This is a genomic window from Bradyrhizobium hereditatis, from assembly GCF_020329435.1.
In the GTDB taxonomy this organism is placed as follows: domain Bacteria; phylum Pseudomonadota; class Alphaproteobacteria; order Rhizobiales; family Xanthobacteraceae; genus Bradyrhizobium; species Bradyrhizobium hereditatis.
This window is the reverse complement of the sequence record NZ_JAGKJK010000001.1, coordinates 141723-164778: the sequence shown is the minus strand read 5'-3', so window position 1 is coordinate 164778 and position 23056 is coordinate 141723. Positions and strand designations below refer to the sequence as shown.

At 62.5% G+C, this 23056-nt stretch carries 28 protein-coding genes; 10 read left to right on the top strand and 18 right to left on the bottom strand.

Annotation, left to right across the window (positions count from 1 at the left end; translation table 11 throughout):
* Positions 1-57: 57 nt before the first annotated feature.
* The gene (locus J6524_RS00895) at positions 58-1011 is read right to left on the bottom strand and encodes an alpha/beta fold hydrolase (RefSeq protein ID WP_225668306.1); all 954 of its coding nucleotides are present in this window, start codon (positions 1009-1011) and stop codon (positions 58-60) included.
* Between the two features lie 23 nt (positions 1012-1034).
* Positions 1035-2330 (bottom strand): FAD-dependent oxidoreductase, encoded by a 1296-nt coding sequence (locus tag J6524_RS00890; RefSeq protein WP_312002188.1) that lies wholly within the window; start codon positions 2328-2330, stop codon positions 1035-1037.
* A gap of 260 nt (positions 2331-2590) precedes the next feature.
* On the opposite strand from J6524_RS00890, the gene J6524_RS00885 reads away from it, so the two are divergent.
* Entirely contained in the window at positions 2591-3244 is a 654-nt protein-coding gene (locus J6524_RS00885; RefSeq protein WP_225668305.1) for a glutathione S-transferase family protein, read from the top strand.
* A gap of 44 nt (positions 3245-3288) precedes the next feature.
* Here J6524_RS00885 and J6524_RS00880 read toward each other — a convergent pair whose 3' ends face one another.
* The 5 genes from J6524_RS00880 to J6524_RS00860 all read right to left on the bottom strand — a co-directional run bounded on the left by J6524_RS00880 (position 3289) and on the right by J6524_RS00860 (position 9691).
* Positions 3289-3921: a class I SAM-dependent methyltransferase gene (locus J6524_RS00880; protein ID WP_225668304.1), complete on the bottom strand. Its 633-nt coding sequence runs from the start codon at positions 3919-3921 to the stop codon at positions 3289-3291.
* A gap of 123 nt (positions 3922-4044) precedes the next feature.
* Entirely contained in the window at positions 4045-7239 is a 3195-nt protein-coding gene (locus tag J6524_RS00875) for an efflux RND transporter permease subunit (RefSeq protein ID WP_225668303.1), read from the bottom strand.
* Complete coding sequence (locus J6524_RS00870) at positions 7236-8642, bottom strand: efflux RND transporter periplasmic adaptor subunit (RefSeq protein WP_225668302.1); 1407 nt, start codon at positions 8640-8642, stop codon at positions 7236-7238. The genes J6524_RS00875 and J6524_RS00870 overlap by 4 nt, the downstream gene beginning before the upstream one ends.
* Positions 8639-9046: a FixH family protein gene (locus tag J6524_RS00865; RefSeq protein ID WP_225668301.1), complete on the bottom strand. Its 408-nt coding sequence runs from the start codon at positions 9044-9046 to the stop codon at positions 8639-8641. The genes J6524_RS00870 and J6524_RS00865 overlap by 4 nt, the downstream gene beginning before the upstream one ends.
* A gap of 75 nt (positions 9047-9121) precedes the next feature.
* Positions 9122-9691, bottom strand: coding sequence for a hypothetical protein (locus J6524_RS00860; protein WP_225668300.1), 570 nt, complete (start codon positions 9689-9691; stop codon positions 9122-9124).
* Between the two features lie 18 nt (positions 9692-9709).
* Between J6524_RS00860 and J6524_RS00855 the strand changes: the two genes are divergently transcribed.
* A complete protein-coding gene (locus J6524_RS00855) occupies positions 9710-10114 on the top strand; it encodes a four-helix bundle copper-binding protein (RefSeq protein WP_225668299.1) in 405 nt (134 codons plus the stop codon).
* A 22-nt stretch (positions 10115-10136) separates the two neighbouring features.
* Here J6524_RS00855 and J6524_RS00850 read toward each other — a convergent pair whose 3' ends face one another.
* Positions 10137-10772, bottom strand: a complete 636-nt coding sequence (locus J6524_RS00850; RefSeq protein ID WP_225669293.1) for a class I SAM-dependent methyltransferase — start codon at positions 10770-10772, stop codon at positions 10137-10139.
* Between the two features lie 154 nt (positions 10773-10926).
* Between J6524_RS00850 and J6524_RS00845 the strand changes: the two genes are divergently transcribed.
* The 5 genes from J6524_RS00845 to J6524_RS00825 are packed head-to-tail and all read left to right on the top strand — an operon-like array spanning position 10927 to position 12876.
* Positions 10927-11250 carry an ArsR/SmtB family transcription factor gene (locus tag J6524_RS00845; protein ID WP_225668298.1) on the top strand — a complete coding sequence of 108 codons (324 nt, stop codon included), beginning with the start codon at positions 10927-10929 and terminating at the stop codon, positions 11248-11250.
* Positions 11247-11678, top strand: coding sequence for an SRPBCC family protein (locus J6524_RS00840; protein ID WP_225668297.1), 432 nt, complete (start codon positions 11247-11249; stop codon positions 11676-11678). Before J6524_RS00845 ends, J6524_RS00840 begins: the two co-directional genes overlap by 4 nt.
* A gap of 43 nt (positions 11679-11721) precedes the next feature.
* Positions 11722-11928, top strand: a complete 207-nt coding sequence (locus tag J6524_RS00835; protein ID WP_225668295.1) for a hypothetical protein — start codon at positions 11722-11724, stop codon at positions 11926-11928.
* 25 nt (positions 11929-11953) lie between these two features.
* Positions 11954-12427, top strand: coding sequence for a DUF1801 domain-containing protein (locus tag J6524_RS00830; protein ID WP_225668294.1), 474 nt, complete (start codon positions 11954-11956; stop codon positions 12425-12427).
* Positions 12428-12432: 5 nt separating this feature from the next.
* On the top strand, positions 12433-12876 hold the full coding sequence (locus J6524_RS00825; protein WP_225668293.1) for a DUF1801 domain-containing protein: 444 nt from the start codon (positions 12433-12435) through the stop codon (positions 12874-12876).
* Between the two features lie 25 nt (positions 12877-12901).
* Here the strand turns inward: J6524_RS00825 and J6524_RS00820 are convergent, their stop codons facing one another.
* Complete coding sequence (locus tag J6524_RS00820) at positions 12902-13120, bottom strand: hypothetical protein (RefSeq protein WP_225669292.1); 219 nt, start codon at positions 13118-13120, stop codon at positions 12902-12904.
* Positions 13121-13315: 195 nt separating this feature from the next.
* Positions 13316-14074, bottom strand: coding sequence for a Crp/Fnr family transcriptional regulator (locus tag J6524_RS00815; protein WP_225668292.1), 759 nt, complete (start codon positions 14072-14074; stop codon positions 13316-13318).
* 91 nt (positions 14075-14165) lie between these two features.
* On the opposite strand from J6524_RS00815, the gene J6524_RS00810 reads away from it, so the two are divergent.
* The gene (locus tag J6524_RS00810; protein ID WP_225668291.1) at positions 14166-14369 is read left to right on the top strand and encodes a hypothetical protein; all 204 of its coding nucleotides are present in this window, start codon (positions 14166-14168) and stop codon (positions 14367-14369) included.
* A gap of 15 nt (positions 14370-14384) precedes the next feature.
* On the opposite strand, the gene J6524_RS00805 is transcribed toward J6524_RS00810, so the two are convergent.
* On the bottom strand, positions 14385-14615 hold the full coding sequence (locus J6524_RS00805) for a DUF6894 family protein (RefSeq protein ID WP_225668290.1): 231 nt from the start codon (positions 14613-14615) through the stop codon (positions 14385-14387).
* A 375-nt stretch (positions 14616-14990) separates the two neighbouring features.
* Between J6524_RS00805 and J6524_RS00800 the strand changes: the two genes are divergently transcribed.
* Complete coding sequence (locus tag J6524_RS00800; protein ID WP_225668289.1) at positions 14991-15353, top strand: hypothetical protein; 363 nt, start codon at positions 14991-14993, stop codon at positions 15351-15353.
* Between the two features lie 120 nt (positions 15354-15473).
* Here the strand turns inward: J6524_RS00800 and J6524_RS00795 are convergent, their stop codons facing one another.
* The 5 genes from J6524_RS00795 to J6524_RS00775 all read right to left on the bottom strand — a co-directional run bounded on the left by J6524_RS00795 (position 15474) and on the right by J6524_RS00775 (position 20279).
* On the bottom strand, positions 15474-15869 hold the full coding sequence (locus J6524_RS00795) for a hypothetical protein (RefSeq protein ID WP_225668287.1): 396 nt from the start codon (positions 15867-15869) through the stop codon (positions 15474-15476).
* Between the two features lie 558 nt (positions 15870-16427).
* The gene (locus J6524_RS00790) at positions 16428-16820 is read right to left on the bottom strand and encodes an aconitase family protein (protein ID WP_225668286.1); all 393 of its coding nucleotides are present in this window, start codon (positions 16818-16820) and stop codon (positions 16428-16430) included.
* A gap of 115 nt (positions 16821-16935) precedes the next feature.
* On the bottom strand, positions 16936-17400 hold the full coding sequence (locus tag J6524_RS00785) for an SRPBCC family protein (RefSeq protein WP_225668285.1): 465 nt from the start codon (positions 17398-17400) through the stop codon (positions 16936-16938).
* 1 nt (position 17401) lies between these two features.
* Positions 17402-17716, bottom strand: coding sequence for an ArsR/SmtB family transcription factor (locus tag J6524_RS00780; RefSeq protein ID WP_225668284.1), 315 nt, complete (start codon positions 17714-17716; stop codon positions 17402-17404).
* Between the two features lie 220 nt (positions 17717-17936).
* Entirely contained in the window at positions 17937-20279 is a 2343-nt protein-coding gene (locus J6524_RS00775) for a xanthine dehydrogenase family protein molybdopterin-binding subunit (RefSeq protein ID WP_225668283.1), read from the bottom strand.
* An 838-nt stretch (positions 20280-21117) separates the two neighbouring features.
* Here J6524_RS00775 and J6524_RS37260 point away from each other — a divergent pair.
* Positions 21118-21249, top strand: a complete 132-nt coding sequence (locus J6524_RS37260) for a hypothetical protein (RefSeq protein WP_283843208.1) — start codon at positions 21118-21120, stop codon at positions 21247-21249.
* A 207-nt stretch (positions 21250-21456) separates the two neighbouring features.
* Here J6524_RS37260 and J6524_RS00765 read toward each other — a convergent pair whose 3' ends face one another.
* Both J6524_RS00765 and ndk read right to left on the bottom strand, forming a co-directional pair.
* Positions 21457-22293, bottom strand: coding sequence for a TerC family protein (locus J6524_RS00765; RefSeq protein WP_225668281.1), 837 nt, complete (start codon positions 22291-22293; stop codon positions 21457-21459).
* A 65-nt stretch (positions 22294-22358) separates the two neighbouring features.
* Positions 22359-22781 carry a nucleoside-diphosphate kinase gene (ndk, locus tag J6524_RS00760; RefSeq protein WP_225669291.1) on the bottom strand — a complete coding sequence of 141 codons (423 nt, stop codon included), beginning with the start codon at positions 22779-22781 and terminating at the stop codon, positions 22359-22361.
* Between the last annotated feature and the right edge of the window lie 275 nt (positions 22782-23056).

Here is a 23056-nt window from a genome sequence, read left to right as displayed (position 1 = left end):
TGCGCCGGCTGCCCAGCACCGCGTGGTCGATCCAATGTCTGTCGCGCGAGGGCGGTGCTACAGCCCGCGCACGAAGGTTTCGAGCGCCACGTTGGTCTCTTTGGGTGCTTCCTGCTGCACCCAATGTCCGATCCCAGGGATGATGGTGGAGCCCCGGAAATCGGAGCAGGCGATTCCGGGTTCGGCGTAAAGGTCCACACCTGGAATGAAGGCGCGTACGGGGTCGCGCTCTCCGGCGATGAAGGTCGATGGCTGCGTAATGCCGCGTCCGCTCAATTCGGCCAGATCGTCAAAGTCCAGGCTCTGTGCGCGGTATCGGTTGAGCGGGCCACGAAAGCCGCCGGCCCTGAAGGCATCAACATAGACCGCCAGATCGCTCTCGCTCATCCAGTCCGGAAAGGGCTGCGGATCGACGAGCCCATCCAACAGCCTTGCCTCCGGCGGCTTCGGCTCCAGCCACTTGTTATGGGGCGCCGCTCCCGACAGTGCGAAGTACACCTTGCGCAGAGCACCCGCGATGTCTGCGTCCAGCTCCGCTTCCGCGATGCCCTCTTGCTGGAAATAGATCTGGTAGAAAAAGCGCTCCTTGTAGATGGATCGGGCCAGCTCGATGAAGGGCGCGGGTCCGCGCGGACGGAACGGCACGCTCAGGCCGGCCACTGCCCTGACTTTGTCAGGGTGAAGCAGTGCGGTGTGCCACACGATAGGCGCGCCCCAATCGTGGCCGAACAGAACGGCCGGGCCATCTCCGACATGATCGATCACGGCAACGACATCAGAGGCGAGATGACGTAGCGTATAGGCCGAAACTTCTTTCGGCTTCGAGCTGCGCCCGTAACCACGCACGTCGAGCGCGGCTACCCGAAAGCCCCGCGCCGCGAAGTGCGAGATTTGGTGCCGCCAGGAGTACCATAGCTCCGGAAATCCATGGACGCAGACGATCAGCGGGCCCGAGCCGCTGATCGCCACATTGAGCTCAGTCGCTCCGTTTCGGACGGTGAAAAAGTCCATAGCGGCCTCCCCTGCACTACCAATCACATCAGCGACATCACGCGCGCGGCAAGCATTGGCTCACGCAGCGCGGCCTGCGGCTTGAGCAGTTGGGAGACCTCTACCGTTAGCCGATGTACCTCGGGATCCTGCGCGGCAAGCTTGGTCAAGGCTGCGCCATATTGCAGGCGCTGCGCGAGATCGGGGGGCCGAACACCGCGCGTGGCAGGGTAGACGAAATCGTTGACGGCAACGCCCCACGGCGTCGCGATGGTGTCCTGGATGGCCGCGAAGAATTCGCGCGCCAGGCGCTCCATGGGAACATCCTCCGCCAACAACCGGTCCAGGATCACCGCCTCCTGCGCTGCCACGCTCATGCCCTGGCCGAAGATCGGATTAAAGCGGCAGAGCGCATCGCCTGTCGCGAGCAGACCCGCCGGGAAAGACTCAAGGCGCTCGAAATGTCGCCGTATACTGCAAGGCAGCTGATAGCGAACGATATCGGTCAGCGGTCGCGCGTCTCTGACCGCATCATAGATCGTCGGAGTGCGCAGGCTCCTGACGAAATCCATAAATCCTGCGCGATCGTCCGGAGGCGCATCGCCATGATTGCCTCCGATGGAAAGCAGCCAGCGCTGCTTCTCGATCGGAAACAGGAACGCCCCGCGGCTGCTGGCGGGTGCAGACGGCAGGGTGATATTGCCCAGCCAGTCGGTATTGTGATCGAGCCTCTCTACAATGGTGCTCGCATACGCCTGATCAATGCCGATCTCGGTTTCTTCGGGCTTCTGCAGGGAAAGTTCTTCGAGCAGTTGCAGCGTCAGGCCGCAGCGGCCGGACGCTTCAACAACCAGATCGGCTTCCACCGTCACAGCAGGACCATCGTCGCTTTCATAACGGATCGCCTCGACCCGCATCCCATGGCGCGATGCGATAAGCTTCGTCACGCGGGAGCGCATGCATATGCCGATATTCGGGCTTTGGAGAATGCGTCCTCGCGTGACGGCCTCGAGCAGTGGGCGCGACATGCTGAAAATATCGAAGCCGAGATCGCGAACGGGAAATGGGTCGAACCCGGGGCGCTCGAACCGGATGTCCTTTCCGGTACGGACCTTCACGGCGCCGGCTTCGGCCAGATCCTTCTCAAATCCCGGAAACAGCGTCTGCAGAGCGTTCAGCCCGCCCGCGAGCAGCATGTGGGCATGCTGACATTGCGGCGTCCCTCTTCGGGGCGCCGCTTCCGCGGGAAGCGTGTCTCGCTCGATGACCGTGACTTTTTCGAAATGCTTGGAAATTGCCTGAGCGGCCGTAAGGCCGGCCATGCCGGCGCCGATAACCACGGCATGACTCTTTGCAGGATCTGGCATGTGCTCCTCCTGGAAGAGAGTGTGGCAAGTAGGATCGGGAACCAAGCTTATCCGATCTTTCTTGGGGCGATGGTGAAACGCGTCACAAGTTTCAGCCGGGAGCCCCTCACCAGGAAGTCCGTATAACCACGTTGCAAACATTGAGCCTTAGTCAGCCAGTATTGATTGGATGTCGGGTCGCATCCAGTTTGTCCGCATGGCAGACCCGTAGCCAGTTTCGGAGGAGCCTCACGATGACCATCATCATTACCGCCTTTGAACGCTCACCCGATGGCGGCAAAGGACTGGCGCGTGACACACGCGTTCGCTGGGCGCTTGAAGAAGTGGGCCAACCGTATGAGGTTCGCCTTGTTTCCTTCCGTGCGATGAAGGAACCCGCTCATCGGGCGCTGCAGCCTTTCGGACAGATTCCAACCTATGAGGAAGGTGATCTCGCCCTGTTCGAGACGGGGGCGATCGTATTGCATATCGCCGAGCGCCATGCGGGCCTGCTGCCGGTCGATGCCAATGCCCGGGCGCGCGCGATCACATGGATGTTTGCCGCGGTCAATACGGTGGAGCCGCCGATCCTTGAACTCGCAACCGCCAGGCTGCTGGAGGGCGACAAGTCTTGGACCAAGGAACGCCTGCCTTTAGTCGAGGAGCGTGTTCGAAATCGGCTGGACCAACTATCCACTCGCCTGGGTGATGCCGATTGGCTCGATGGCGCGTTCAGCGCGGGCGACTTGATGATGGTGTCGGTGCTGCTCAGGCTGAGATCATCGGGCATTCTGGACGAATATCCGAACCTGGCCGCCTATGTCGCCCGCGGCGAATCGCGGCCCGCCTACAAGCGGGCTTTCGACGCCCAATTGGCAGTCAACACCGGCAAGCTACCGACGGGCTGATTGAGGTTCGTCCTGGACTTGCAGTCGCTGTCCTAGTTTTTCGTTCAGCCTATGGGTCCTGAACCGTAGCTTGGCCGGGCGGCGCCCTCGTACATGAAGGTCATCGGCTTGGGCCCCGGCATATAGCCGGTCTCGACCCGATCGATCCGGAAGCCCGCGCTCTCGATCATCGTGCTGATGGGCCGATTGAGGTGACAGCCGCCGCTGATGCGTTTCCATGCCGGCGTCAGCCAATCCTGCCATCGCCGCACATTCTTATCAGGCGCCATGCCGTGCTCGACGAATAGAAGCTTGCCATTCGGCCGAAGCACGCGACGCATTTCGGTGAGCGCGATGGCGGCATCTGGAATGCTGCACAAAGTCCAAGTGGTCACGACTGTATCGACGCTGCGATCGTCGAGTGGAATGGCTTCCGCGGAAGCTTCAATAAAGTTGACGGGCATGGCCCGGTCGCGGGCTTGCCGGGCCATCGCGATCAGCTTCGGAGACGGCTCCAGCGCCAGGATTTCTTTCGCGGGCGGCCGATAGAACGGCAAATTCAGCCCGGAGCCAATCCCGATTTCGATCACCCGCCCTTCCGCCGCGCCGATCACCCGCTCGCGATATGGCCGAAGTTGTTTGTTGCGCATCGCGAGATCGCATAGTCTTGGCAGGATGACGTCACTATAGAATGCCATCGATACACCCGCGGTTGCCGAGAGCACCATATGTGGAGACCCTCAGCCGCCGATGCCACCCTCTCAGCATCGCGCTTCGATCATCCTGCTGATCTCTTCGGGCGCGACGTACTCCTCATGGGATCATTGGGCCGGCTCCAGAATCGGTCTCTTCTGCGGGCCGGACGACGACGCGGAATGCGGAGGCCCTGCCAAGGAATCGTCGTCGGCCTTCAGCCCAAAGCCTTTGACCAGGCCGAAGATCGCCGGGATCACGATCAGCGTCAGCAGCGTCGAGGAGATCATGCCGCCGATCATCGGCACCGCGATGCGCTGCATGATCTCCGAGCCGGTACCGCTGCTCCACATGATCGGGAGCAACCCGGCCATGATGGCCACCACCGTCATCATTTTTGGCCGCACCCGCTCCACCGCGCCCTCCATGATGGCGTCGTAGAGATCACGCTTCGTCAGCGGCCGCTTTTCGACTTCGCGCCGGGCCCTGATTTCGGCAAGCGCCTGGTTCAGGTAGATCAGCATCACGACGCCGGTCTCGGCGGCTACTCCAGCGAGCGCGATGAAGCCGACCGCGACCGCCACCGAAAGGTTGAAGCCGAGCCACCACATCAGCCAGAACCCGCCGACCAGCGCAAACGGCAGTGACAGCATCACGATCAGCGTCTCGGTGATGGACCGGAAGTTGAGATAGAGCAGCAGAAAGATGATGAGCAGTGTTGTGGGAACGACGATTTTGAGCCTTGCGGTGGCGCGCTCGAGATATTCGTATTGGCCGCTCCACATCACGTAATAGCCGGGTGGAAACTGGATGCTGGCCTGCACGGCGCGTTGCGCTTCGGCGACATAGCCGCCGAGGTCGCGGTCGCGGATGTCGACATAGATGTAGGTCGCCAACTGGCCGTTCTCGGTGCGAATCGAGGACGGCCCGCGCGCCGGCGCAACCTTTGCGACTTCGCCGAGCGGGACCGCGCCGCCAGCCGGCATCGGCACCAGCACGTCGCTTGCAATCGCCTTCGGATTGTCGCGGAGATCGCGTGGGTAGCGCATATTGACGGAGAAGCGCTGGCGTCCCTCGACTGTCGTCGTGACCGTCTGTCCACCCAGCGCGGTTGCGATGGTGTCCTGGACATCCTGGACCATGATGCCGTAGCGCGCCATCGCGTCGCGGTCCGGCGCGATCTCCAGATAATAGCCGCCGATGCCGCGCTCGGCGTAGGCCGATGAGGTGCCTGGGACCGCCTTCAGGACCTGCTCGATCTGTTTCGCGAGTTTGTCGATTTCTACCAGATCAGTACCGATCACCTTGACTCCGACCGGGGTGCGGATGCCGGTCGACAGCATGTCGATGCGGGCTTTGATCGGCATGGTCCATGCATTCGAGACGCCGGGAAACTGCAGCGCCTTGTCCATTTCTGCGATCAGGCTGTCGATCGTCACACCGGGCCGCCACTCCTGCTTCGGTTTGAGATTGACGATGGTCTCGTACATTTCCGACGGCGCCGGATCGGTTGCCGTCGCAGCGCGGCCTGCCTTGCCGTAGACGGATTCTACTTCCGGAAAAGAACGGATGATCCGATCCTGGGTCTGCATCAGTTCAGCGGACTTGGTCACGGAGATGCCCGGCAATGTCGTCGGCATGTAGAGCAGCGTGCCCTCGTTCAGGTTGGGCATGAACTCGGTGCCGAGCTGGCGCGCTGGCCAGACGCTCACGGCGAGAATCCCGAGCGCGAGCAGGACGACCAGCGTTTTGGCGCGCAAGACACCCTTGATAACGGGCCGGTAGATCCAGATCAGGAAGCGGTTGATCGGGTTCTTGTGCTCGGGAACGATTCTGCCGCGGACGAATATCACCATCAGCGCCGGCACCAGCGTCACCGACAGCAGCGCCGCTGCGGCCATGGCGAAGGTCTTAGTGAATGCCAGCGGGCTGAAAAGACGCCCCTCCTGCTGCTCCAGCGTGAAGATCGGCATGAAGGACACGGTGATAATCAGCAGGCTGAAGAACAGCGCCGGCCCGACTTGCGCAGCCGCCTCGATCAGAATTTCCACCCGGGACTTTCCGGGTTCGGCCCGTTCGAGGTGTTTGTGGGCCTTCTCGATCATGACGATCGCGGCATCCACCATGGCGCCGATGGCAATCGCGATGCCGCCGAGGCTCATGATGTTGGAACCGATGTTGAGCAGCTTCATCGCGCCGAACGCCATCAAGATGCCGACCGGCAGCATCAGGATCGCAACCAACGCACTGCGGAAGTGCAGCAGGAACACGATGCAGACCAGCGCAACGACGACACTCTCCTCAAACAGCGTGTGCTTGAGCGTGTCGATGGCCGCATAGATCAGGTTCGAGCGATCGTAAACCGGCACGATCTCGACCGATTTCGGCAGGCTGCTGGCGATTTCCACAAAACGCGTCTTGACGTTCTGGATCACATCGAGCGCGTTGACGCCGAAGCGTTGCAGCACGATGCCGCTGGCGACCTCACCCTCCCCGTTCAGCTCGGTGATGCCGCGTCGCTCGTCGGGGCCAAGCTCGACACGGGCGACGTCGCGCAGCAGGACGGGCGTGCCATTGCTGACTTTCAGCACGACGTTACCGAGATCATTGATCCCCTTCAGATAGCCCTTGCCGCGGATGACATATTCGAATTCGGACAATTCGACGGTGCGGCCGCCGACATCGGCATTGCTGGCGCGGATCGCCTCGCGCATCTTCTGCATGGTGATCCCGAGATCGCGCATGCGCTGCGGATCGAGGATCACGTTGTACTGCTTGACGAACCCACCGACGCTGGCCACTTCGGCGACCCCTTCGGCCTTGGCGAGCGCGAACTTCAGATTCCAGTCCTGGATCGTGCGCGTGTCGGATAGGTTCAGTTCCTTCGACATGATGGCGTACTGGTAGACCCAGCCGACGCCGGTGGCATCGGGACCGATGGTCGGCGTCACGCCGGCGGGAATGCGCGAGGTCGCGGCGTTCAGAAATTCGAGCACCCGCGAGCGCGCCCAATAGATGTCGGTACCGTCCTCGAAGATGACGTAGACGAAGGAGACGCCGAAGAAGGAAAAGCCGCGAACCACTTTCGACTTCGGTACCGTCAGCATCGCCGTCGTCAGGGGATAGGTGACCTGGTCCTCGATGACCTGCGGCGCCTGACCGGGGTACTCGGTGTAGACGATCACCTGCGTGTCCGAGAGGTCCGGGATGGCGTCCAGCGGCAGATGGAGGAGCGCATAGAGTCCGGCGGCGGCAGCGAAGCCGGTGCCGAACAGAACCAGCAGCAGGTTACGGGCCGACCAAGCGATCAGGCGGGCGATCATTGCTGCGCTCCCTCGGCAAAGCCCTTGAGAGCCGCCTTCAGATTGCTTTCCGCATCGATCAGAAAATTGGCGGAAACGACGACCGGATCGCCGTCTTGCAGGCCGCTGCGGATTTCGATCAGGCCGCCTCCCCGGCGGCCGATCTTGACGTCGCGAGGCTCGAACCGGCCCTTGCCCTTGTCGACCAGAACCATCTGGCGAGAGCCCGTATCGAGCACCGAGCTGTCAGGAACCGTCAAAACCGATTCCGAGCCGCCGATCTCGATCTCGGCGTCGACATACATGTCAGGCAGCAAGGCAAGGTCCGGATTGGCGAGTTCGACTCGAACGCGGGCGGTCCGCGTCTCGCGGTTGACCTGGGGATAGACGACCGCGATTTTTCCGGAGAAGTCTCGCGTAGGGAAGCTGCGCGCCCGAACGGTCACGGGCTGCCCGACCGCAAGCGAGCCGAGGTCGCGCTCGGCCACGTCGATCATCGCCCAGACAAGCGAGGTGTCGGCGACGCGGAACAGCACGTCGCCCGGTTGGGCTCGCATGCCCTGGATCGCGTTGCGTTCCAGTACGATGCCATCGCGCGGGGCCGACCACTCCACTGTTACCGGAACAACCCGCGTCCGTTCGATCGCGGTGATTACCGCGTCGGGCACGTCGAGATTCATCAACCGCTGCCGCGAACCACGTCCGTAGGAAGGCTCGCCCGCCGTGGTCCTGGACGTCAATGTCGTCACATATTCAGCGGCCGCACTGGAGACGGCGGGACTGTAGACCTCCATCAAGGGCTGGCCCTTCTTGACGAAGGTGCCGGTCGTAACGTCGGCCACCGATTGCAGGTAGGTTTCCGCTCGCATCGCAATCACGGAGACGCGGCGCTCGTCGAGCTGGATCGCGCCTGGCGCCCGCACGACAGTCCGGATCGGACGAAGGGCCGCCGGCTCTGATTTGACTCCGGTGCGCTGGATCTTGCCTGGCGAGACCTTGACCGATCCGTCGTCGCTGTCCTCGCCCTCGTAGACGGGGATGTAGTCCATCCCCATGGAATCCTTCTTGGGCGTCGGCGATACGTCCGGCAGACCCATCGGATTGCGGTAGTACTTGATCTTGCGCTCGGCGGATGGCGCAGCCGCCGCGCTTTCCTGCGGCGGATCGTCGAAGCTGATGTCGGCCTCGCGGGGGACGGCGCGGTAGTCGCGGCCGTCGGGCGTCTTCTTCGGCGTCTGCGAATAGAACGGCTTGCCGTCCGGATCCTGATAATAGATCGCGGCACCAGACGGCTCGGCTTGCGCCACGACGTGAGCGTGCTTGGAATCTCCGCCCGGCCAGATCCATGAACGCGAGACGATGCCGGCCAACGCCGCGGCCCCGATGGCGGCCGCCGCAATGGCGATCAGGACTGACCGTTTCATTGGTCGGCCTGGATGACGAGCTTGCTTTCGACCGTGCCGGTTTCACCCTGCACCTTGGCGCCGAGCGACAATTGCCACCGGCCGGCCATGCTGAAATTGGCCTTGAATCGGTAGGTGCCCGGCTCCGATGCCGGCAGCGGAGTGAGTTTGGTCGCCATCTCCTGCATGCCATCCGGCGCCATATCCAACCGCGTGGCAAAGATCACCGCATCCGGAACAGACTTGCCCGTGGTCTTGTCGACGAGTCTGACGGCAATGGTCTTGTCGGGGCCGGTCTTGACGGTGGGCTCGACGAGTTTGAACTCGTAATTCCTGATATCGGCGAACGCGACGGTTGCGGCGCACGTCAGGACAGCGCCGCTCAGCGCGACCCGCAGACCGCGCGAAAACTGAATGGACCTCATAGTGATGACCTCGATCTCTGGTTAGCTGCCATGGCAGCACGGAGCGGACGCTATGAAGCGCCGCACGATTTGGCGTTACGCCAAAACGTCCAGGGATCGGGGAGGTCTTGGAGGGGGTGAATAGCCGAGGCTTTCAAGCTCGGGATCGCTGCCCGGACGCAGCCTTTGCAGAATGATTGGCACCAGCTCGGCCACGCCAGGCGGCAGCGGGGCCTGCAAGGTCGTTGATGCGCAGAGCGCCATCAACGGGCACTGATCGCAATCGACGGGAGCCGATTTGCCGGGGCAACACGGCATGTCTTCGGACATGGGCGCCGCGTCATCGGACATCGACGTGATCGCCATCGATGCCATGGCGCCGGTATTCGCCCGCGCCGTGAGCGGGGCGATAACGAGGCCAACGATCACGAAGACCGCCAGCAGCCGGCAAAGGAGGATCGAGCGTTTCACGGGACCAGTTTCGCACAACGCGGCGCGTAATGGAAAGCAAAGTTCCATCACGAAATCGCGGGTTTCGTTAACAGCGCACTGCGTTGGGTCAATCAGGCCGATCCAGGGGTGCCCGGAATTCATAATTTGCGCCGGCCAGAACATTTTCGAGCGCTGCGGCTTGAGGTAGCGGCCGCCTCGTCTGCGGCCGGTCATCAGCCAAGGAGCCCCGCCATGTACGCCCGCGAAATGATCGGCACCCACCCGGCCGTCCAAGGCCAGGTCAACGACGCCCTGATCCGCTGCATCGAGGAATGCTACTCCTGTGCCCAGATCTGCACCTCCTGCACCGACGCCTGCCTGTCCGAGCGCATGGTGCAGGACCTGACCCAGTGCATCCGTCTGGATCTGGACTGCGCCGACATCTGCAACATCACCGGCCGCATCATGACCCGCAGGACGGGTTCCGATGACGAGGTGATGCGCCGCATGCTCAGCGTCTGTGCCGCCGCCTGCAAGCTGTGCGCGGAGGAGTGCCAGCGGCACGCCACCATGCACGAACATTGCCGCATCTGCGCGGAAAGCTGCCGCCGCTGCATGGAAGCCTGCCAGGAGGTGTCGCGGGGCATGGCGCATTAACGGCGGCGCTCCGCCGGCTCGATCAACTCTCGTGCCGGAATACGCTGAACTGGAACATCTGCCGCGAGCCCCAGGGCGTGACATGCTCGTGGCGCCGCGTATGAACCAGCTTGAACGCGGGGCCCAGTGTCTGTCCGAGGCTCGCACTGTCATAGCGTGCAACCGGCAGGCCACTGCACTTCTCGGGACCTTCGGGCGCAAAGGTGGCGATGATGGCGTGCCTACCGATTCTCAGGCCGCGCTCAAGGCGGGCGATGTAGGCGGCGCGATCGTTTGCATCAACAAGAAAGTGGAATGCCGCACGGTCGTGCCAGATGTCGTAGCGCTTGAGCGGCTCCCACGTCGTCACGTCGGCGACGATCCACCTGACCCGCTCGGCACTGGCGCCAAGATGACTGGCAAGCCGGCTGCGCGCAGCCGTCAGTGCCGCGGCGGACAGATCGAGCACCGTGACGTCCTCAAAGCCCTGTTCGACGAGATGGTCGACCAGTCGCGATGCGCCGCCGCCGATGTCGATGATGGCCGATGTGTGCGTCACCCCCGCCTGCTCGATCAGCTCGAGCGAAGGCGCCGGGCTTTGCTGAAACCAACTGACCTCGTTCTCGCCCTTCGTCGCATAAACGTTTTCCCAGTGGGCCTGGCGACTGGCATCTTCCATGGGCGGCCCCTCCTCTTCCTCGAAGACGTTCGACATATGCTGCCCCTCCCCATCGGCGACAAGGAGCGGGTTACGCCCGCTGCATTTCCACTTGACCAATCCATAACCGGTCGGCTATGCATAAAATCCATAACCACCGGGTTATTGATTGCCGATGCCGAACACGCATGATGTGCTATTTCGAACGCTCGCCGACCCCACGCGTCGGGCGATCTTCGAGCGCCTATGCCGCGAGGGCGAGCAGACGGTCGGGGCGCTCACCGCCCGGGCCGGCATCTCGCAACCGGCCGTCTCGAAGCACCTTGGCGTTCTCAAGCAGGCCGGGCTGGTACGCGATCGTCACGAAGGCCGGCAGACGCATTATAGCGCGCAGCTCGGCGCACTCGCCCCGCTGATCGACTGGGCGAGCCAGCTGCATGGTTTCTGGCAGGACCGGTTCGACAACCTCGAAAATCTGCTCAAACGGATGGACCAATGATCAATAGCGCGACCGAAACACGTACCGTCGTCGTCGAACGCGAGATGCCGCATCCGCCGGAAAAGCTCTGGCGTGCGCTCACGCAGCCGCATTTGATCGAGGAGTGGCTGATGAAGAACGACTTCAAGCCGGCCGTCGGCCACCGTTTCAATCTGCGCGGCGAATGGGGCGGCGTGCTCGACTGCGAGGTCCTCGCCATCGAACCGAACAAGGCGCTGTCCTACACCTGGAACTTCAACCACGACGATGCGGCCTTCGCCCTGCAGAGCGTGGTGACGTTCACGCTCACCCCGACACCGACAGGAACGCTGCTTCGCATGGAGCAAACCGGCTTCCGGCCGGATCAGAAGCAGGCCTATGGCGGCGCCCACGCCGGGTGGAAGCAGTTCTTCGAGAAATTGGAAGAGGTATTGGCGCGGGCGGACTGAACCGCCGCGTCACGCTCACGCTCATCGTCAAATGGAGGTCTCATTGAACTGGAACAATTGTATCAGGCAGATCCACCGTTGGCTTTCGATTGCCTTCACGGTAGCCGTGATCGTCAATGTCGTCGCAATGGTGCAGGAGAAGCCGGCTGTCTGGGTGGGCTTACTTGCGCTCTTGCCACTGATCCTATTGATGCTCACCGGCCTCTATATGTTCGCGCGGCCCTACGCCGCCAAATGGCGCAGCGGTTGAAGGCACCGGTCCCGGAATAGACGCGATGGCGAAAACGACTTCGAGAAAGCCGGCGAAAGCCGCAAAGAAGACGACCATCAAGCGGCCCGCCGCAAAGCCTGTCCTGCTCTCGGGCGGCAATCCCCAGATCGCGAAGGGCGACGGCGATGCGCCCGTGCAGGCCTACATCGCGGCCATGCCGGACTGGAAGCGCGACGTCGGGCGGCAACTCGACGTCCTCGTCGTGCGTACCGTCCCCGGCGTGCGCAAGGCTGTGAAATGGAATTCGCCCTTCTATGGTGCCCCGGATCAGGACGGCTGGTTCCTCAGCTTTCATTGCTTCACGAAGTACGTCAAAGTCACGTTCTTCCGCGGCACATCGTTGCGCCCTGTCCCATCAGGCGAATCCAAGCATAAGGAAGTGCGCTATCTTGACGTCTACCAGGATGTCCCGCTCGATGAGGCCCAGTTTACCAGCTGGGTGAAGCACGCCAGCCAGTTGCCCGGCGAACGATTGTGAGCGCCATGAAGAAAGCAGCGACAAGCTCGAAGAAGACCGGCCCGAAGGCGGCCAAAGGAGCAGGCTCTCCCTCCGACCACATCGACGCGAGGATCAGAGAGCTGGGTGATTGGCGCGGCGAGATGCTCGCGCGCATCCGTGGTATCATCAAGAAGGCCGACCCTGAGGTCGTTGAGGAATGGAAGTGGCGTGGCGTTCCGGTGTGGGAGCATGACGGCATCATCTGCACCGGCGAGACCTACAAGGAAGTGGTGAAGATGACCTTCGCCAAGGGCGCCTCACTGGACGACCCAACGGACCTCTTCAATGCCAGCCTCGAAGGCAATACCAGGCGCGCGATCGACTTCCATCAGGGTGACAAGATCGACGAAAAGGCGCTGAAGGCGCTCATTCGCGAGGCGGTGGCGCTCAATACGTCGAAGCGAGCAGCCAGCTCTCGCAAGAAGTGACCGACCGAACCGATCAGAGCGGTCCCTATTTCCTGGGAAGAAGCTGCAATTCCAGCAATGCGAGCCGTTGCAGGGCAAGCGGGTCCCGCTCTCCGCTGTGAGCGGCGCGCAGGATTGCCTCGGCAAGGAATTGAACGTGGTGGGCGCTGACCGGCTCGGGAAGCGAGGCGACGGCCTCCTCAAGCGCCTGCTCCATCACCGAGATGACCTCCGGCGGGAACGACGCGTTCGCAAAGTCCTTCATGGCAATGGCGAAGAAAAAGGAAGCGGTTGCCAATGCACCGCTGAAGCGGAACAGCATCGGCAGCCGCTCGAGTTCATGTGTCTATCCCTGACACATATTGCATAATTTTCCCGAAACTGAATCGTTCCAATTCCGGCAGCAAAATCGCCGTGCGATGAGCGGGATATGGCTGGGGCGTGATGCCGCATGGCCGCTTCAGGCGGACGGATCGAGGTGAAGATAACGGTCGTCAAACGGCGCAAACTTCGCCAACTTTGTCTCGTCGAGCACCTGCACCTGCCCTTTGCTGACGTCGACAATTCCATCCTGACGCAGCTGTTTGATGATGCGGTTGGCATGCACCGGTGTAATCCCCAGGGCTTCGCCGATTTGCTCCTGGGTCAGGGGAAATTCAATCGCCGCGGCCTCCGCGCGTTTCGTGACTGCAAGGCGCCTGCGAAGCTCCATGACGACATGCGCCAGCCTGGCCGGTGCCGGCCGTTGCCCGACGTTGACAATCCACTCCCGGAACATGGCGGCATCGATCAGCGTGTCGCGCCAGAGTGCGTCCGCGACGCTCGGCCGCGCATGCGTCAGGGCGCGTAGCGACGCATGGCTGATGAACCCCAGCGTCGACGGCACCAGCGTGATGAGGTCATGATCCATCGTCTGCAGGTGCAAACTCTGAAGATCGGGAATTTCGCCGCGTATGTGAATCGAGAGGATTTGCCGTCCGCCCCGCACGGTCGTCTTTGACCGGACGCAAAAGCCTTCGATGATCAGACAGCAGTCCTTGGGGCGCTCGCCGTCGGATACGATCGCTCTTCCACCTTCCCAGTGGCGAACCGCAATCGGAAGCGAACGAATTGCGGAGATATCCGCCGGATCGAGTTTCGAAACGGTATTGAGCCGCCGCAACAAGCTCGCCAACACTGTTTCGCGATCCAATGGATTGCCTCCTTCGATGAAAAGCAAAACGAACGCCGCCCGTGACCTGTTCCAACAAAGGTTAAGGATGCGCGCGCTGGAACGTGTAACGCTCGGGCCCTGCAAAGAGAGGCGATCCATGAAAAAGAAACGAAATCGAACCCGCCCGGCGCTGTCCCTTCAGGAGCGCCTCAAACGACTTGCATTCCGCGCCCGCGAGAAGGCCGAGGCATTGCCGCCAGGGCCCGAACGCGACCGCTTGACGATGGCGGCGGTCTCGACCGAGTCCGCGGCCGCCATCGAGCGCTGGCTGACATCGCGTGAGCTGGAGGGTCCGAAATAGCGCTTCGTCGGCGCCTCACGTGCGTTTGTCGGCCAAGACGTGGATGACATAGAGCGGATTGGCGAATTCATCCGTAACTTCCATTCGCCAATCCTTGCCTGGGCGCAATCTTCCGTCGAGATCCTGGATGATCTGCCCCGCCGTCACGGTTGCTTCCCGCCAGGCTGCTTGCAGGTCCGGCAACTCCTCACCTTCCTCGTCCAGCTCGGCCCTGTCGTGATACACGTTGAAAAAATAGCGTGGCATGCGGGCATTCCTTACTGTCGGGCAGCTTTTTTTCTCGCCCCGCACGCTTGAACTTCACGGCACTCTTCGCTCGCGACGGCTTCTTCACCGCCATGACTTCTCCGGAAGTCTTGCTGCGCTTAGTCCAGCGTTGGCGCCGCCCGACGTAGACTTCACCTAACTGCGCTCTCTCACTGCACCTTTGCGGGCGTTGTCGCCCGCCGGCTTGTTCACTGCCTGTGGATTTCGCCTGGTCGGAAGCAGGACATTGAAAGAAAGTTACAAAGCTGCCAAATGTTCCGGACCCAAATGCGATCTCCTGCCGCGTAGTCCGGCCGCGGGAACGAATCGAAATGAGCCAGCTTGATTCGCCGGTCTGGAGGCCGGAGTTGGTTTATGCGTAGGGCTGGCTCAGTTCCCTCGATCGTGCCCCACGGTGACGAGCACGATGTCTACATCGTCGAGCATCACTCCTTCGAACACGGACGGATCTGGGGAGAGGTGAATTCGGAGACGCCCGGGTTCGAGCCGGTCGTTTCGGATCTGCTCAGCGGTCAATACGTCGACCCGATCAGGATCGTTGCTTTCAATGTCGCCGAGGGATGGTGCCGCGACGCCTCGGCCGACGTTGCGCATGAGCTGCGGCGCCGTTGCGACCTCCAGTTCCGCGACATTCCATTTTTCCTGCAGGATTTTGTCGATCGCTACGAGGGCCGCTATCGGGACGTTCAGTTGCCGCTGCCGATGCGGCTGTACTAGAGCTGCACACATTGATGCGCAGTCACCGGCTGCGATCGGTGCAAAGCCGACATCAACGAGCCGACATCCCGGCTGAACTGGCCGAAATCACCCAGAGCGGAAGTCGCGCCTTTTTGACGCTCACTTGATTCCCAGGACGTCCTTGAGCTCTGTGGCTTTCTTCATGCACTCCTGTTCGTTGCCAGCCGCGGACAACTTGCGGGCTTCGGCAATCAGCTGGTTGGCATGTTCGGCGCTCTGAGTGCCGCGCTTGATAACTTGCTCCTGATGCGGTGAAGTGGGAGTCACAGCCGGTGCCGTTGATCCGGTGGTTTCAGGCTCACCGCTCTTTTGCTTGGTGGCTAAAACCTCCTCTTGGTGCTTGGTCCCCGGCATTCCCGTTTCGCTCGGGCTCGCGCCCGTCCCGGCGGCAACGACATTCTGTTCGAGCACTTTCAGTTCCTGGTTACAATCAGCAAACGCTGGCCCGGCGAGGATAACGGCGAATGCTGCTGTGATTGCTATACGTGTGGACATCTGAACCTCCTGCTTGAGGTTGTCTCTCGCTCGAAATGAGGGATGCAGGAAAACGTCGACAGATGTTCGGAGGTTCCTTCAAATCTGGCCACGATCTGGTCTGCAGAGGTCGACGGTCTGGCAATGCAGGGCGGCGCTGGTCGTCAGGCCCACTGGCTGCAAAGCGTTTGTTTCTCGACCGTTCGAGCGCCTGGTCGAGACTCGGGCTAGGTCTCCTTGTGTGCCCTTCGCGACATATTGAGCCACCGCACGACCCCGGTTGCTTTGTGAGCAAAGCAGACGTGACATTCCCCCGTCACGTCTCCAAGTTCAGCCATGCACGGCCTACAGCGCTTTCGAGTTTCCTCCACCGCGCCGCGCAATTGCTCGAAGCTGACGATGCGGCAGGCAATGGCGCTAGCCGCGACGGTGGACGGGCTCGCGAGCCATATTTGTCCCGGCTCGGACGGCCGGGAAAGTTGCGGTTGATGGCGCTCACCGTCACCTGATCGGCCCGCTCGGAAACGCCGGGCCCAGCGTTAAGCACGCGGCGCATCCCGGCTCGATCAACTCGACCCCTCAGCGTTCGAACGCATCAAACATCCCGCGCTGCAAGCAATAGTCGCGAACGTCCTGGCTGCCGAACTGAAGAAAGAATCGGGTGCCGGCAGCGACCCGCAGCCCGCGTTGCGCGGCCCAGTGCAGCACGGCATGGTAATGCAGGAGATCCTCGCGTTTGCCGCCGGCGCAGGAGCCGCCATAGGCGATGTCGATCCGCACTGTCTCCGCCACCATGTTGGTCAGGGGCACCCGCTCGTCCGTAGTCAGGCTGGACAACGCCTCGCCGCAATATTCGAAGACCTGGCCGATCGCCCTTCCCGACCGGCCGCAGACCAAGGCATTCCTTGAGGTGCGCCAGACGATGATGGAGGTCGTTCGCGCCGCCATCAGCGAGGGGCGATGGCCGGCCAAAGCAAACGGCCGGCGGAGCAAGCGCGCTGCGGTCTAGTTCTACTGCGTCACGGGCGATCAAGCTTATAAGGCTTAGTCATGGTCATTCTCCCGCTGCAGGTTGATATGCAAACGATCAGGCCGATTTCGGCTTGGCGAAAACGTCGAGGCCGTGGCCGGTTTCCAGCAACGATTTCAGGCTGGCGAGAACGACCGGCCAACCTTTACTGATGCCGTTCGCCATCCCGCTGCCGGCCACGAGTTCGTCATGGTTCACCGTCAGGCGCACCATGTCCTCGTATTCCTCGATCTCGAATGTCACCCGGCTGTAGGCGGAAGGATCGGAGGCCTGCGACGCATTCGCCCAGGTGATGACGAGGCGGGCCGGCGGCGAGACCTCGACGACCTTGCCGACGAGTTCGACGGTCCGTTCATCATTGGCGCGGACGTGCTCCCATTTCGATCCGGGATTCCAGTCTGAGACGTTCTCATGACCCCAATAGCGCCTTGCGATGTCCGGTTTCGTGATGGCCTCGAACACCTTTTCCGGCGTCGAGCGAATATAGGTCACGTAGACAAAGCTGGTCGTCTCTTTGGTCATGTCATTCTCCTTCGAGCTCTTTCTTCAGGTCGTGCAGCAGGCTGAGCCGGTGTCGTTCGAATTTCCGCACCCACCGCTCGTAGACCTCGTGGAGCGGCACGGGGTTGATGAAGTGCAGCTTTTCCCGGCCACGCTTCACCGTGCTCACGAGATTAGCCGCCTCCAGGATTTCGAGGTGCTGCGTGGCGGATTGCCGGGCCATGTCCAGGTGTTCGCAAAGCTGGCCGAGGGTCTGGCCGTTCTTTTCACAAAGAAGGTCAAGCAGCTTTCTGCGCGTCGGGTCGCCCAGCGCTTTGAAAACCTTGTCGGCCTGCATCGGTCTCACTCGTATGGCCCCTAATATGCAGGTAAATACCTGCATGTCAACGAAATCAGGTCATTCGTCACCTTGCTGTGATCAGGAATGGACGATCAGAACTCGACGGATCGCGACCGGACACGACCGCTGCTTGCGCGCCTTCATGGGCACCATCGCAGCATCCATCATCGGATGCCTGTCAGGCCGCCTGAGCTTGGCTTACTCCCCATCATCGCGACTATTGTTCGGCGGACGTCGTGCCAGTGCGCGATTGCGCTTCTGCCGCCTGGATCGCGTGCCAGATCCGCTCGGGCGTTGCGGGCATGTCGAGATGCCGCACGCCGAGCGGCGCCAGCGCGTTCATTACGGCGTTCATGATGGTGGCGGGAGCTGCGATGGCGCCGGCCTGACCGCTTCCCTTTACGCCGAGCCGGTTGGCGCGGCTCGGAAAGTCCGATGTCAGATTGCCCTCGAACGCGGGAAGATCGTCCGCACGCGGCAGCGCGTAATCCATCAGCGAGCCCGAGAGGAACTGCCCGGTCTCCGCATCGAACAGCGCCTGCTCGAACAGCGCCTGCCCAATGCCCTGCGCGACGCCGCCATGAACCTGCCCCAGCGTCAGGCGCGGATCGAGCAGACGGCCATAATCGTCGAAGATGACGTAGCGGTCGAGCTTCACCGCGCCGGTTTCGGGATCGATCTCGACCTCGGCGAGGTGACAGCCATTGGGGAAAGTGTAGCGGTTGCAGAGGTGGGTCGCCTGGTGCGCGAGGCCGGGCGCGACATCGTCGCCATGCGCCTGGTAGGAGGCGCGCGCCACTTCGTCGAGGCTGATCTCCTGCCCGGTCGCGGCCACCCGGAGCATGCCCGCTTCGTACTGAACCGCATCCACGCTGGCCTGCAAAAGGCGCGCGGCGAGCCGCCGCGCATTCTCGATCACGCCTTCGGCCGCCATCAACAGCGCGGTGCCGCCCTGATGCATGGAGCGCGCGCCGCCATGGCCGCCGCCGGAATCGAGATCATCCGTATCGCCCTGGCGGAAGCGGAAGCGCGTCAGCGGCAGGCCAAGCGCGTCAGCGGCGATCTGGGCGAAGGTGGTTTCATGGCCCTGGCCGTTGGAATGCGTGCCGACCATCAGGTCGATCTGCCCGTCCTCACCGACGCGGACCTCCGCCACCTCGTTCGGCTGGCCGCGCGCCGTCTCCAGAAAGCAGGCATAGCCGAGGCCGCGCAGCCTGCCGCGCGCGCGTGAACTTTTCTGGCGCGTCTTGAATCCGTTCGCCGCCGCAACAGCGTGATCGATCGCAAGTCCAAAACTCCCTTGTTCGACCGAGAGGCCCATCGCGCTTGCATGGGGAAAACGGCGAAAGATGTTCTTGCGGCGGAGTTTTAGCGCATCCATCCCGAGCTGATGGGCTGCGATGTCGATGCAGCGCTCGATCAGGTAGTTCGCCTCGGGCTTGCCGGCGCCGCGATAGGCGTCGACGGGCGTGGTATTGGTGAACACGCCTTTGGTTTCGAACGCGATCAGCGGAATGTCGTAGACACCGCCCATCGCGCTTCCCATCGCCATGGTCGGCACGGCCGGCGCCACCGTCGAGACATAGGCGCCTAGATTGGCGAACACCTTGGTGTCGAGCGCCAGGAAGCGGCCGTCGCGATCGAGCGCAAGGCGGGCCCGCACAAAACTGTCGCGGCCATGCGCGGAGCCGGTGAAATCCTCGTTGCGGTCCCCGATCCATTTGACGGGACGGCCGAGGCGGCGCGCCGCCCATAGCACCAGCACCCATTCCGGATAGAGGACGTTCTTCATCCCAAAACCGCCGCCGACGTCGGGAATGCTGACGCGAAGTTTGTCCCTACCGATGCGGAAAACATCGTCGGCAAGCGGGTTGCGAATGCCGTGCGCGCCGGCGGCCGAGGCGGTCAGATGCAGGCGGCCGCTCGCGGCGTCGAACTCTCCCAGCGCACCGCGCGTCTCAAGCGGCGCGGCGACGACGCGGTTGTTAACCAGCTCGCATTCCACGACGTGGGCCGCGTCGCGGATCGACGCCTCCACCGGATCGAGCTCGCCGCGGTTGAACTGAAACGCGATGTTGCCCCGCGCTTCCGGCCAGATTGACGGCGCATCGGGCTGAATGGCATCCAGGATCGCGACGACCGGCGGCAACGGCTCATAGTCGACGGCGACGGCCTCGGCCGCGTCGCGTGCAGCCTCCGGGCTTTCCGCGACCACGAACGCGATGGGCTCACCGACATAGCGAACGACATCGCGCGCCAGCGCGTGATAGGGCGGCACCACCAAGGGCGTGGTCATCGGGATCTGGGTCACCGCGCAGGGCAGCGGGCCGATATGGTCGGCAGCAAGGTCAGCCCCCGTCAGCACGGCCGATACGCCAGGCATCTGACGCGCCGCATCGGCGTTGATCGCGGTGATGCGCGCATGCGCGTGCGGCGAGCGAACGACGACGCCGTGAAGCGCTTTCGGGGCCGTTAGATCGGCAATATAGCGCCCGCGTCCCCGCACGAAGCGCTCGTCTTCATTGCGGTTGATGCTGCGCCCCAACAAGGGCTCGGTCATGTGAAGCTGTATGGAATCGGGCCGCGGCAAAGGCAATAGCTCGCCCTGCGGCAAGGGAAACGACGGCGGGCGCTGCAACCTCGTCGTGCCTTCGGCGCCTTCATTGGCGCCGCGGGCATTTCATGCCGGCGTTACCCTCGCGGCGGCTGCAGGCCCGGCGAGTTGAGCCACTCGCTCATGTGCGAGGCAGCCTCATCCTGGCGCGCTTTCCGGAGCAGGCCATCGCGCTGCGGCCCTGGTGGAAGCAATTGGGCTTGCGCGCGTAACTGTTTCGCTTCTTCGGAAAGACGCTCTTCAAGAGTAGTCGTCTGTCTGAAACGACGCCGCTTCTGCATGGTCCACTCCATCTGGGGTTGGAAGACGGCGGGAACGCGATCACGCGTCTCATCACCGATGCATATCTTCAAACGACATTGGGCCGCGATGGGTCCCCTCAGTCTGTCCGGTAGTTGACTTACGTAAGAACCTTTATTTGCAAGCCGCGACGGAACACCAAACGATTGGCTCAAATGCAGCAATAGCAGCCGCTTACGCAAAAACAGGGAGAGCCGCCGTCGCGCGGCGCAGCGCCATCTTTCACTGCGCTTTCTGCAGAGGGGATGTCAGCATTGGTCATAGGAACGAATGCGCCATCACCCCGTTCATTGCGCGTGCCAGCGGCCCCTGGCACACCTCCGCGACGACGACCCCGGTCGCCCCCCCCAGCCGGGGTCGTTTCCTGTCTGCACGCCACGGCAGACCGACCTTTTTCTGAACAAATTGCGCGACCGTAGTTCACCCGTCTTGCGGGAACATGATTCGTCTGACGTCGTGGGTGCGGCACTTTCAGGAGCGAACCATGCTCAAAACTGTTCTTGCGATGGCGATCGTCGCCCTCATTGCTTGCGCCGCCGGGATCGTGATTTTTGAACGGCTCACCCGTGCACGCCACCCCCAAGTGGGTCCGCCGCCGCGCCGTCGGGCGTTTTGACCCGTAGGCCGGGGCCGGTCAGAGCCGTCCGCGGACTCTGCCATTCGCCCGGCCGAACGCAGAACGGCTGACGACCTGGGAATGCGGAAAGCCCCGCAGCCGCCTGCACGCGCCATTTTCCGTTCGGAGAGACACAGAAAGCGCAACGCGCCCGTAAGGGCGCGTTGTTTCTGCCTACTCGAAGTCCCGCCGAACGAATTTGCCGCCTTACGCCGGAGCGGAGTGCTCGGCGCCCTGCAGCCTGCGCTTTCGCCAGGCCGATCCGACGATCAGCACCAGGGCGATGCCGATCAGCCCAAGGATCACCTCGCCGCCATGGCCGCCATTGGCGAACTGCGGCGCCATGCCGAGCGATTTGAGGAGGCCATCGAGGCCGGTACCGACCGGACCGTTGAAGAACGCGTGCAGATGCGGCTGCAGCGCCGGATCGGTCGCCATGACCTCGCCTGCGATCCAGCCCAGCAGGCCCGCGCCGGCCCACACCAGAGCGGGCAGACGCGTCAGCAGCGCCATGATCAGCGCGGCGCCCGCGACGATCAGGGGAACGCTGATGGCAAGGCCGATGACCAGCAGCGGGATGCTGCCATTGGCGGCGGCGGCGACGGCGATGACGTTGTCGAGACTCATCACGATGTCGGCGATCGCCACGATCTGCACGGCGGCCCACAAATGCGCAGCCGCGTCCACATCACCCTCGCCCTCGTGTTCAGGCACCAGCAGCTTCGCCGCGATGAAGAGCAGCGCGAGGCCTCCGACCAGTTTGAGGAATGGCAGCCCCATCAACGTCACGACGATACCGGTGAAGATGATGCGCAAGAGAACGGCGACGCCGGCGCCGAGTATCATGCCCCAAAACTTCTGGCGCGGCGGCAGGCTGCGGCACGCCATCGCGATGACAAGCGCGTTGTCACCCGACAGCAGGATGTTGATCCACATGATCTTGCCGAGCGCGACCCAGAACGCCGGCGTCTGCATCTCGGCGTGGAACTGCGTGAAGAACGCCGAGATCGTTGCAGGATCGAAGACTTGCCACAGCCAGTTCACAGCTTTCCCCCCTCGGCCTGTTCAGCCGTTGCGCGCGGCTAGTGTTGGCCGCTATCCAATTTTGATTAGCCGACGATTTCGTTGCCCGAAAAGAACTGCGCGATTTCGATCGCGGCGGTCTCCGGCGCATCCGAACCGTGCACCGAGTTTTCGCCGATCGACTTCGCGTGGAGCTTGCGGATTGTGCCTTCCGCCGCCTTGGACGGATCGGTCGCCCCCATCACGTCGCGATATTTGGCAATCGCGCCCTCACCTTCCAGCACCTGCACCACGACCGGCCCCGAGGTCATGAAGTCCACCAGCTCGCCGAAGAACGGACGCGCCTTGTGAACGGCATAAAATGTTTCGGCCTGTTCCCGGGTCATGCGAATGCGCTTCTGGGCCACGATCCTTAAGCCCGCCTTCTCGATCAGCGCGTTGACGGCGCCGGTCAGGTTGCGCGCCGTCGCGTCCGGTTTGATGATCGAGAAAGTGCGTTCAATCGCCATTGTTACGTCCTTGCATGCCACCGATGGAGAGTTGCGGGGCTTATATCGGCGCGATCCCGGGACGGCAAGCGCCCCGGTGACGCGGCTTCCCACCCCTTTTTGGCTTGTTTTCGTGCCGACCCACGCCCCCAGCGGGACAAAGATTACAGCAATTTCACCGAGGTGAACCCATTCTGTAATCTTCGTCACGTCGCCATTCAGCCTCGCCGCCATAGACTTTCCCGCGATCGAACGCCGGGCCTGCATCCGCGGCCCGGGGCGTTACGGGGAGCGAT

Coding starts and splice junctions, on each gene's coding strand:
- J6524_RS00870 (WP_225668302.1), bottom strand. CDS start 8,642: ATGAAACGGTCAGTCCTGATCGCCATTGCGGCGGCCGCCATCGGGGCC.
- J6524_RS00795 (WP_225668287.1), bottom strand. CDS start 15,869: ATGTCCACACGTATAGCAATCACAGCAGCATTCGCCGTTATCCTCGCC.
- J6524_RS00830 (WP_225668294.1), top strand. CDS start 11,954: ATGGCGAAAACGACTTCGAGAAAGCCGGCGAAAGCCGCAAAGAAGACG.
- J6524_RS00875 (WP_225668303.1), bottom strand. CDS start 7,239: ATGATCGCCCGCCTGATCGCTTGGTCGGCCCGTAACCTGCTGCTGGTT.
- J6524_RS00880 (WP_225668304.1), bottom strand. CDS start 3,921: ATGGCATTCTATAGTGACGTCATCCTGCCAAGACTATGCGATCTCGCG.
- ndk (WP_225669291.1), bottom strand. CDS start 22,781: ATGGCGATTGAACGCACTTTCTCGATCATCAAACCGGACGCGACGGCG.
- J6524_RS00885 (WP_225668305.1), top strand. CDS start 2,591: ATGACCATCATCATTACCGCCTTTGAACGCTCACCCGATGGCGGCAAA.
- J6524_RS00785 (WP_225668285.1), bottom strand. CDS start 17,400: ATGACCAAAGAGACGACCAGCTTTGTCTACGTGACCTATATTCGCTCG.
- J6524_RS00820 (WP_225669292.1), bottom strand. CDS start 13,120: ATGAAGGACTTTGCGAACGCGTCGTTCCCGCCGGAGGTCATCTCGGTG.
- J6524_RS00855 (WP_225668299.1), top strand. CDS start 9,710: ATGTACGCCCGCGAAATGATCGGCACCCACCCGGCCGTCCAAGGCCAG.
- J6524_RS00865 (WP_225668301.1), bottom strand. CDS start 9,046: ATGAGGTCCATTCAGTTTTCGCGCGGTCTGCGGGTCGCGCTGAGCGGC.
- J6524_RS00800 (WP_225668289.1), top strand. CDS start 14,991: ATGCGTAGGGCTGGCTCAGTTCCCTCGATCGTGCCCCACGGTGACGAG.
- J6524_RS00805 (WP_225668290.1), bottom strand. CDS start 14,615: ATGCCACGCTATTTTTTCAACGTGTATCACGACAGGGCCGAGCTGGAC.
- J6524_RS00850 (WP_225669293.1), bottom strand. CDS start 10,772: ATGGAAGATGCCAGTCGCCAGGCCCACTGGGAAAACGTTTATGCGACG.
- J6524_RS00775 (WP_225668283.1), bottom strand. CDS start 20,279: ATGACCGAGCCCTTGTTGGGGCGCAGCATCAACCGCAATGAAGACGAG.
- J6524_RS00780 (WP_225668284.1), bottom strand. CDS start 17,716: ATGCAGGCCGACAAGGTTTTCAAAGCGCTGGGCGACCCGACGCGCAGA.
- J6524_RS37260 (WP_283843208.1), top strand. CDS start 21,118: ATGCTCAAAACTGTTCTTGCGATGGCGATCGTCGCCCTCATTGCTTGC.
- J6524_RS00895 (WP_225668306.1), bottom strand. CDS start 1,011: ATGGACTTTTTCACCGTCCGAAACGGAGCGACTGAGCTCAATGTGGCG.
- J6524_RS00845 (WP_225668298.1), top strand. CDS start 10,927: ATGCCGAACACGCATGATGTGCTATTTCGAACGCTCGCCGACCCCACG.
- J6524_RS00810 (WP_225668291.1), top strand. CDS start 14,166: ATGAAAAAGAAACGAAATCGAACCCGCCCGGCGCTGTCCCTTCAGGAG.
- J6524_RS00860 (WP_225668300.1), bottom strand. CDS start 9,691: ATGACCGGCCGCAGACGAGGCGGCCGCTACCTCAAGCCGCAGCGCTCG.
- J6524_RS00840 (WP_225668297.1), top strand. CDS start 11,247: ATGATCAATAGCGCGACCGAAACACGTACCGTCGTCGTCGAACGCGAG.
- J6524_RS00825 (WP_225668293.1), top strand. CDS start 12,433: ATGAAGAAAGCAGCGACAAGCTCGAAGAAGACCGGCCCGAAGGCGGCC.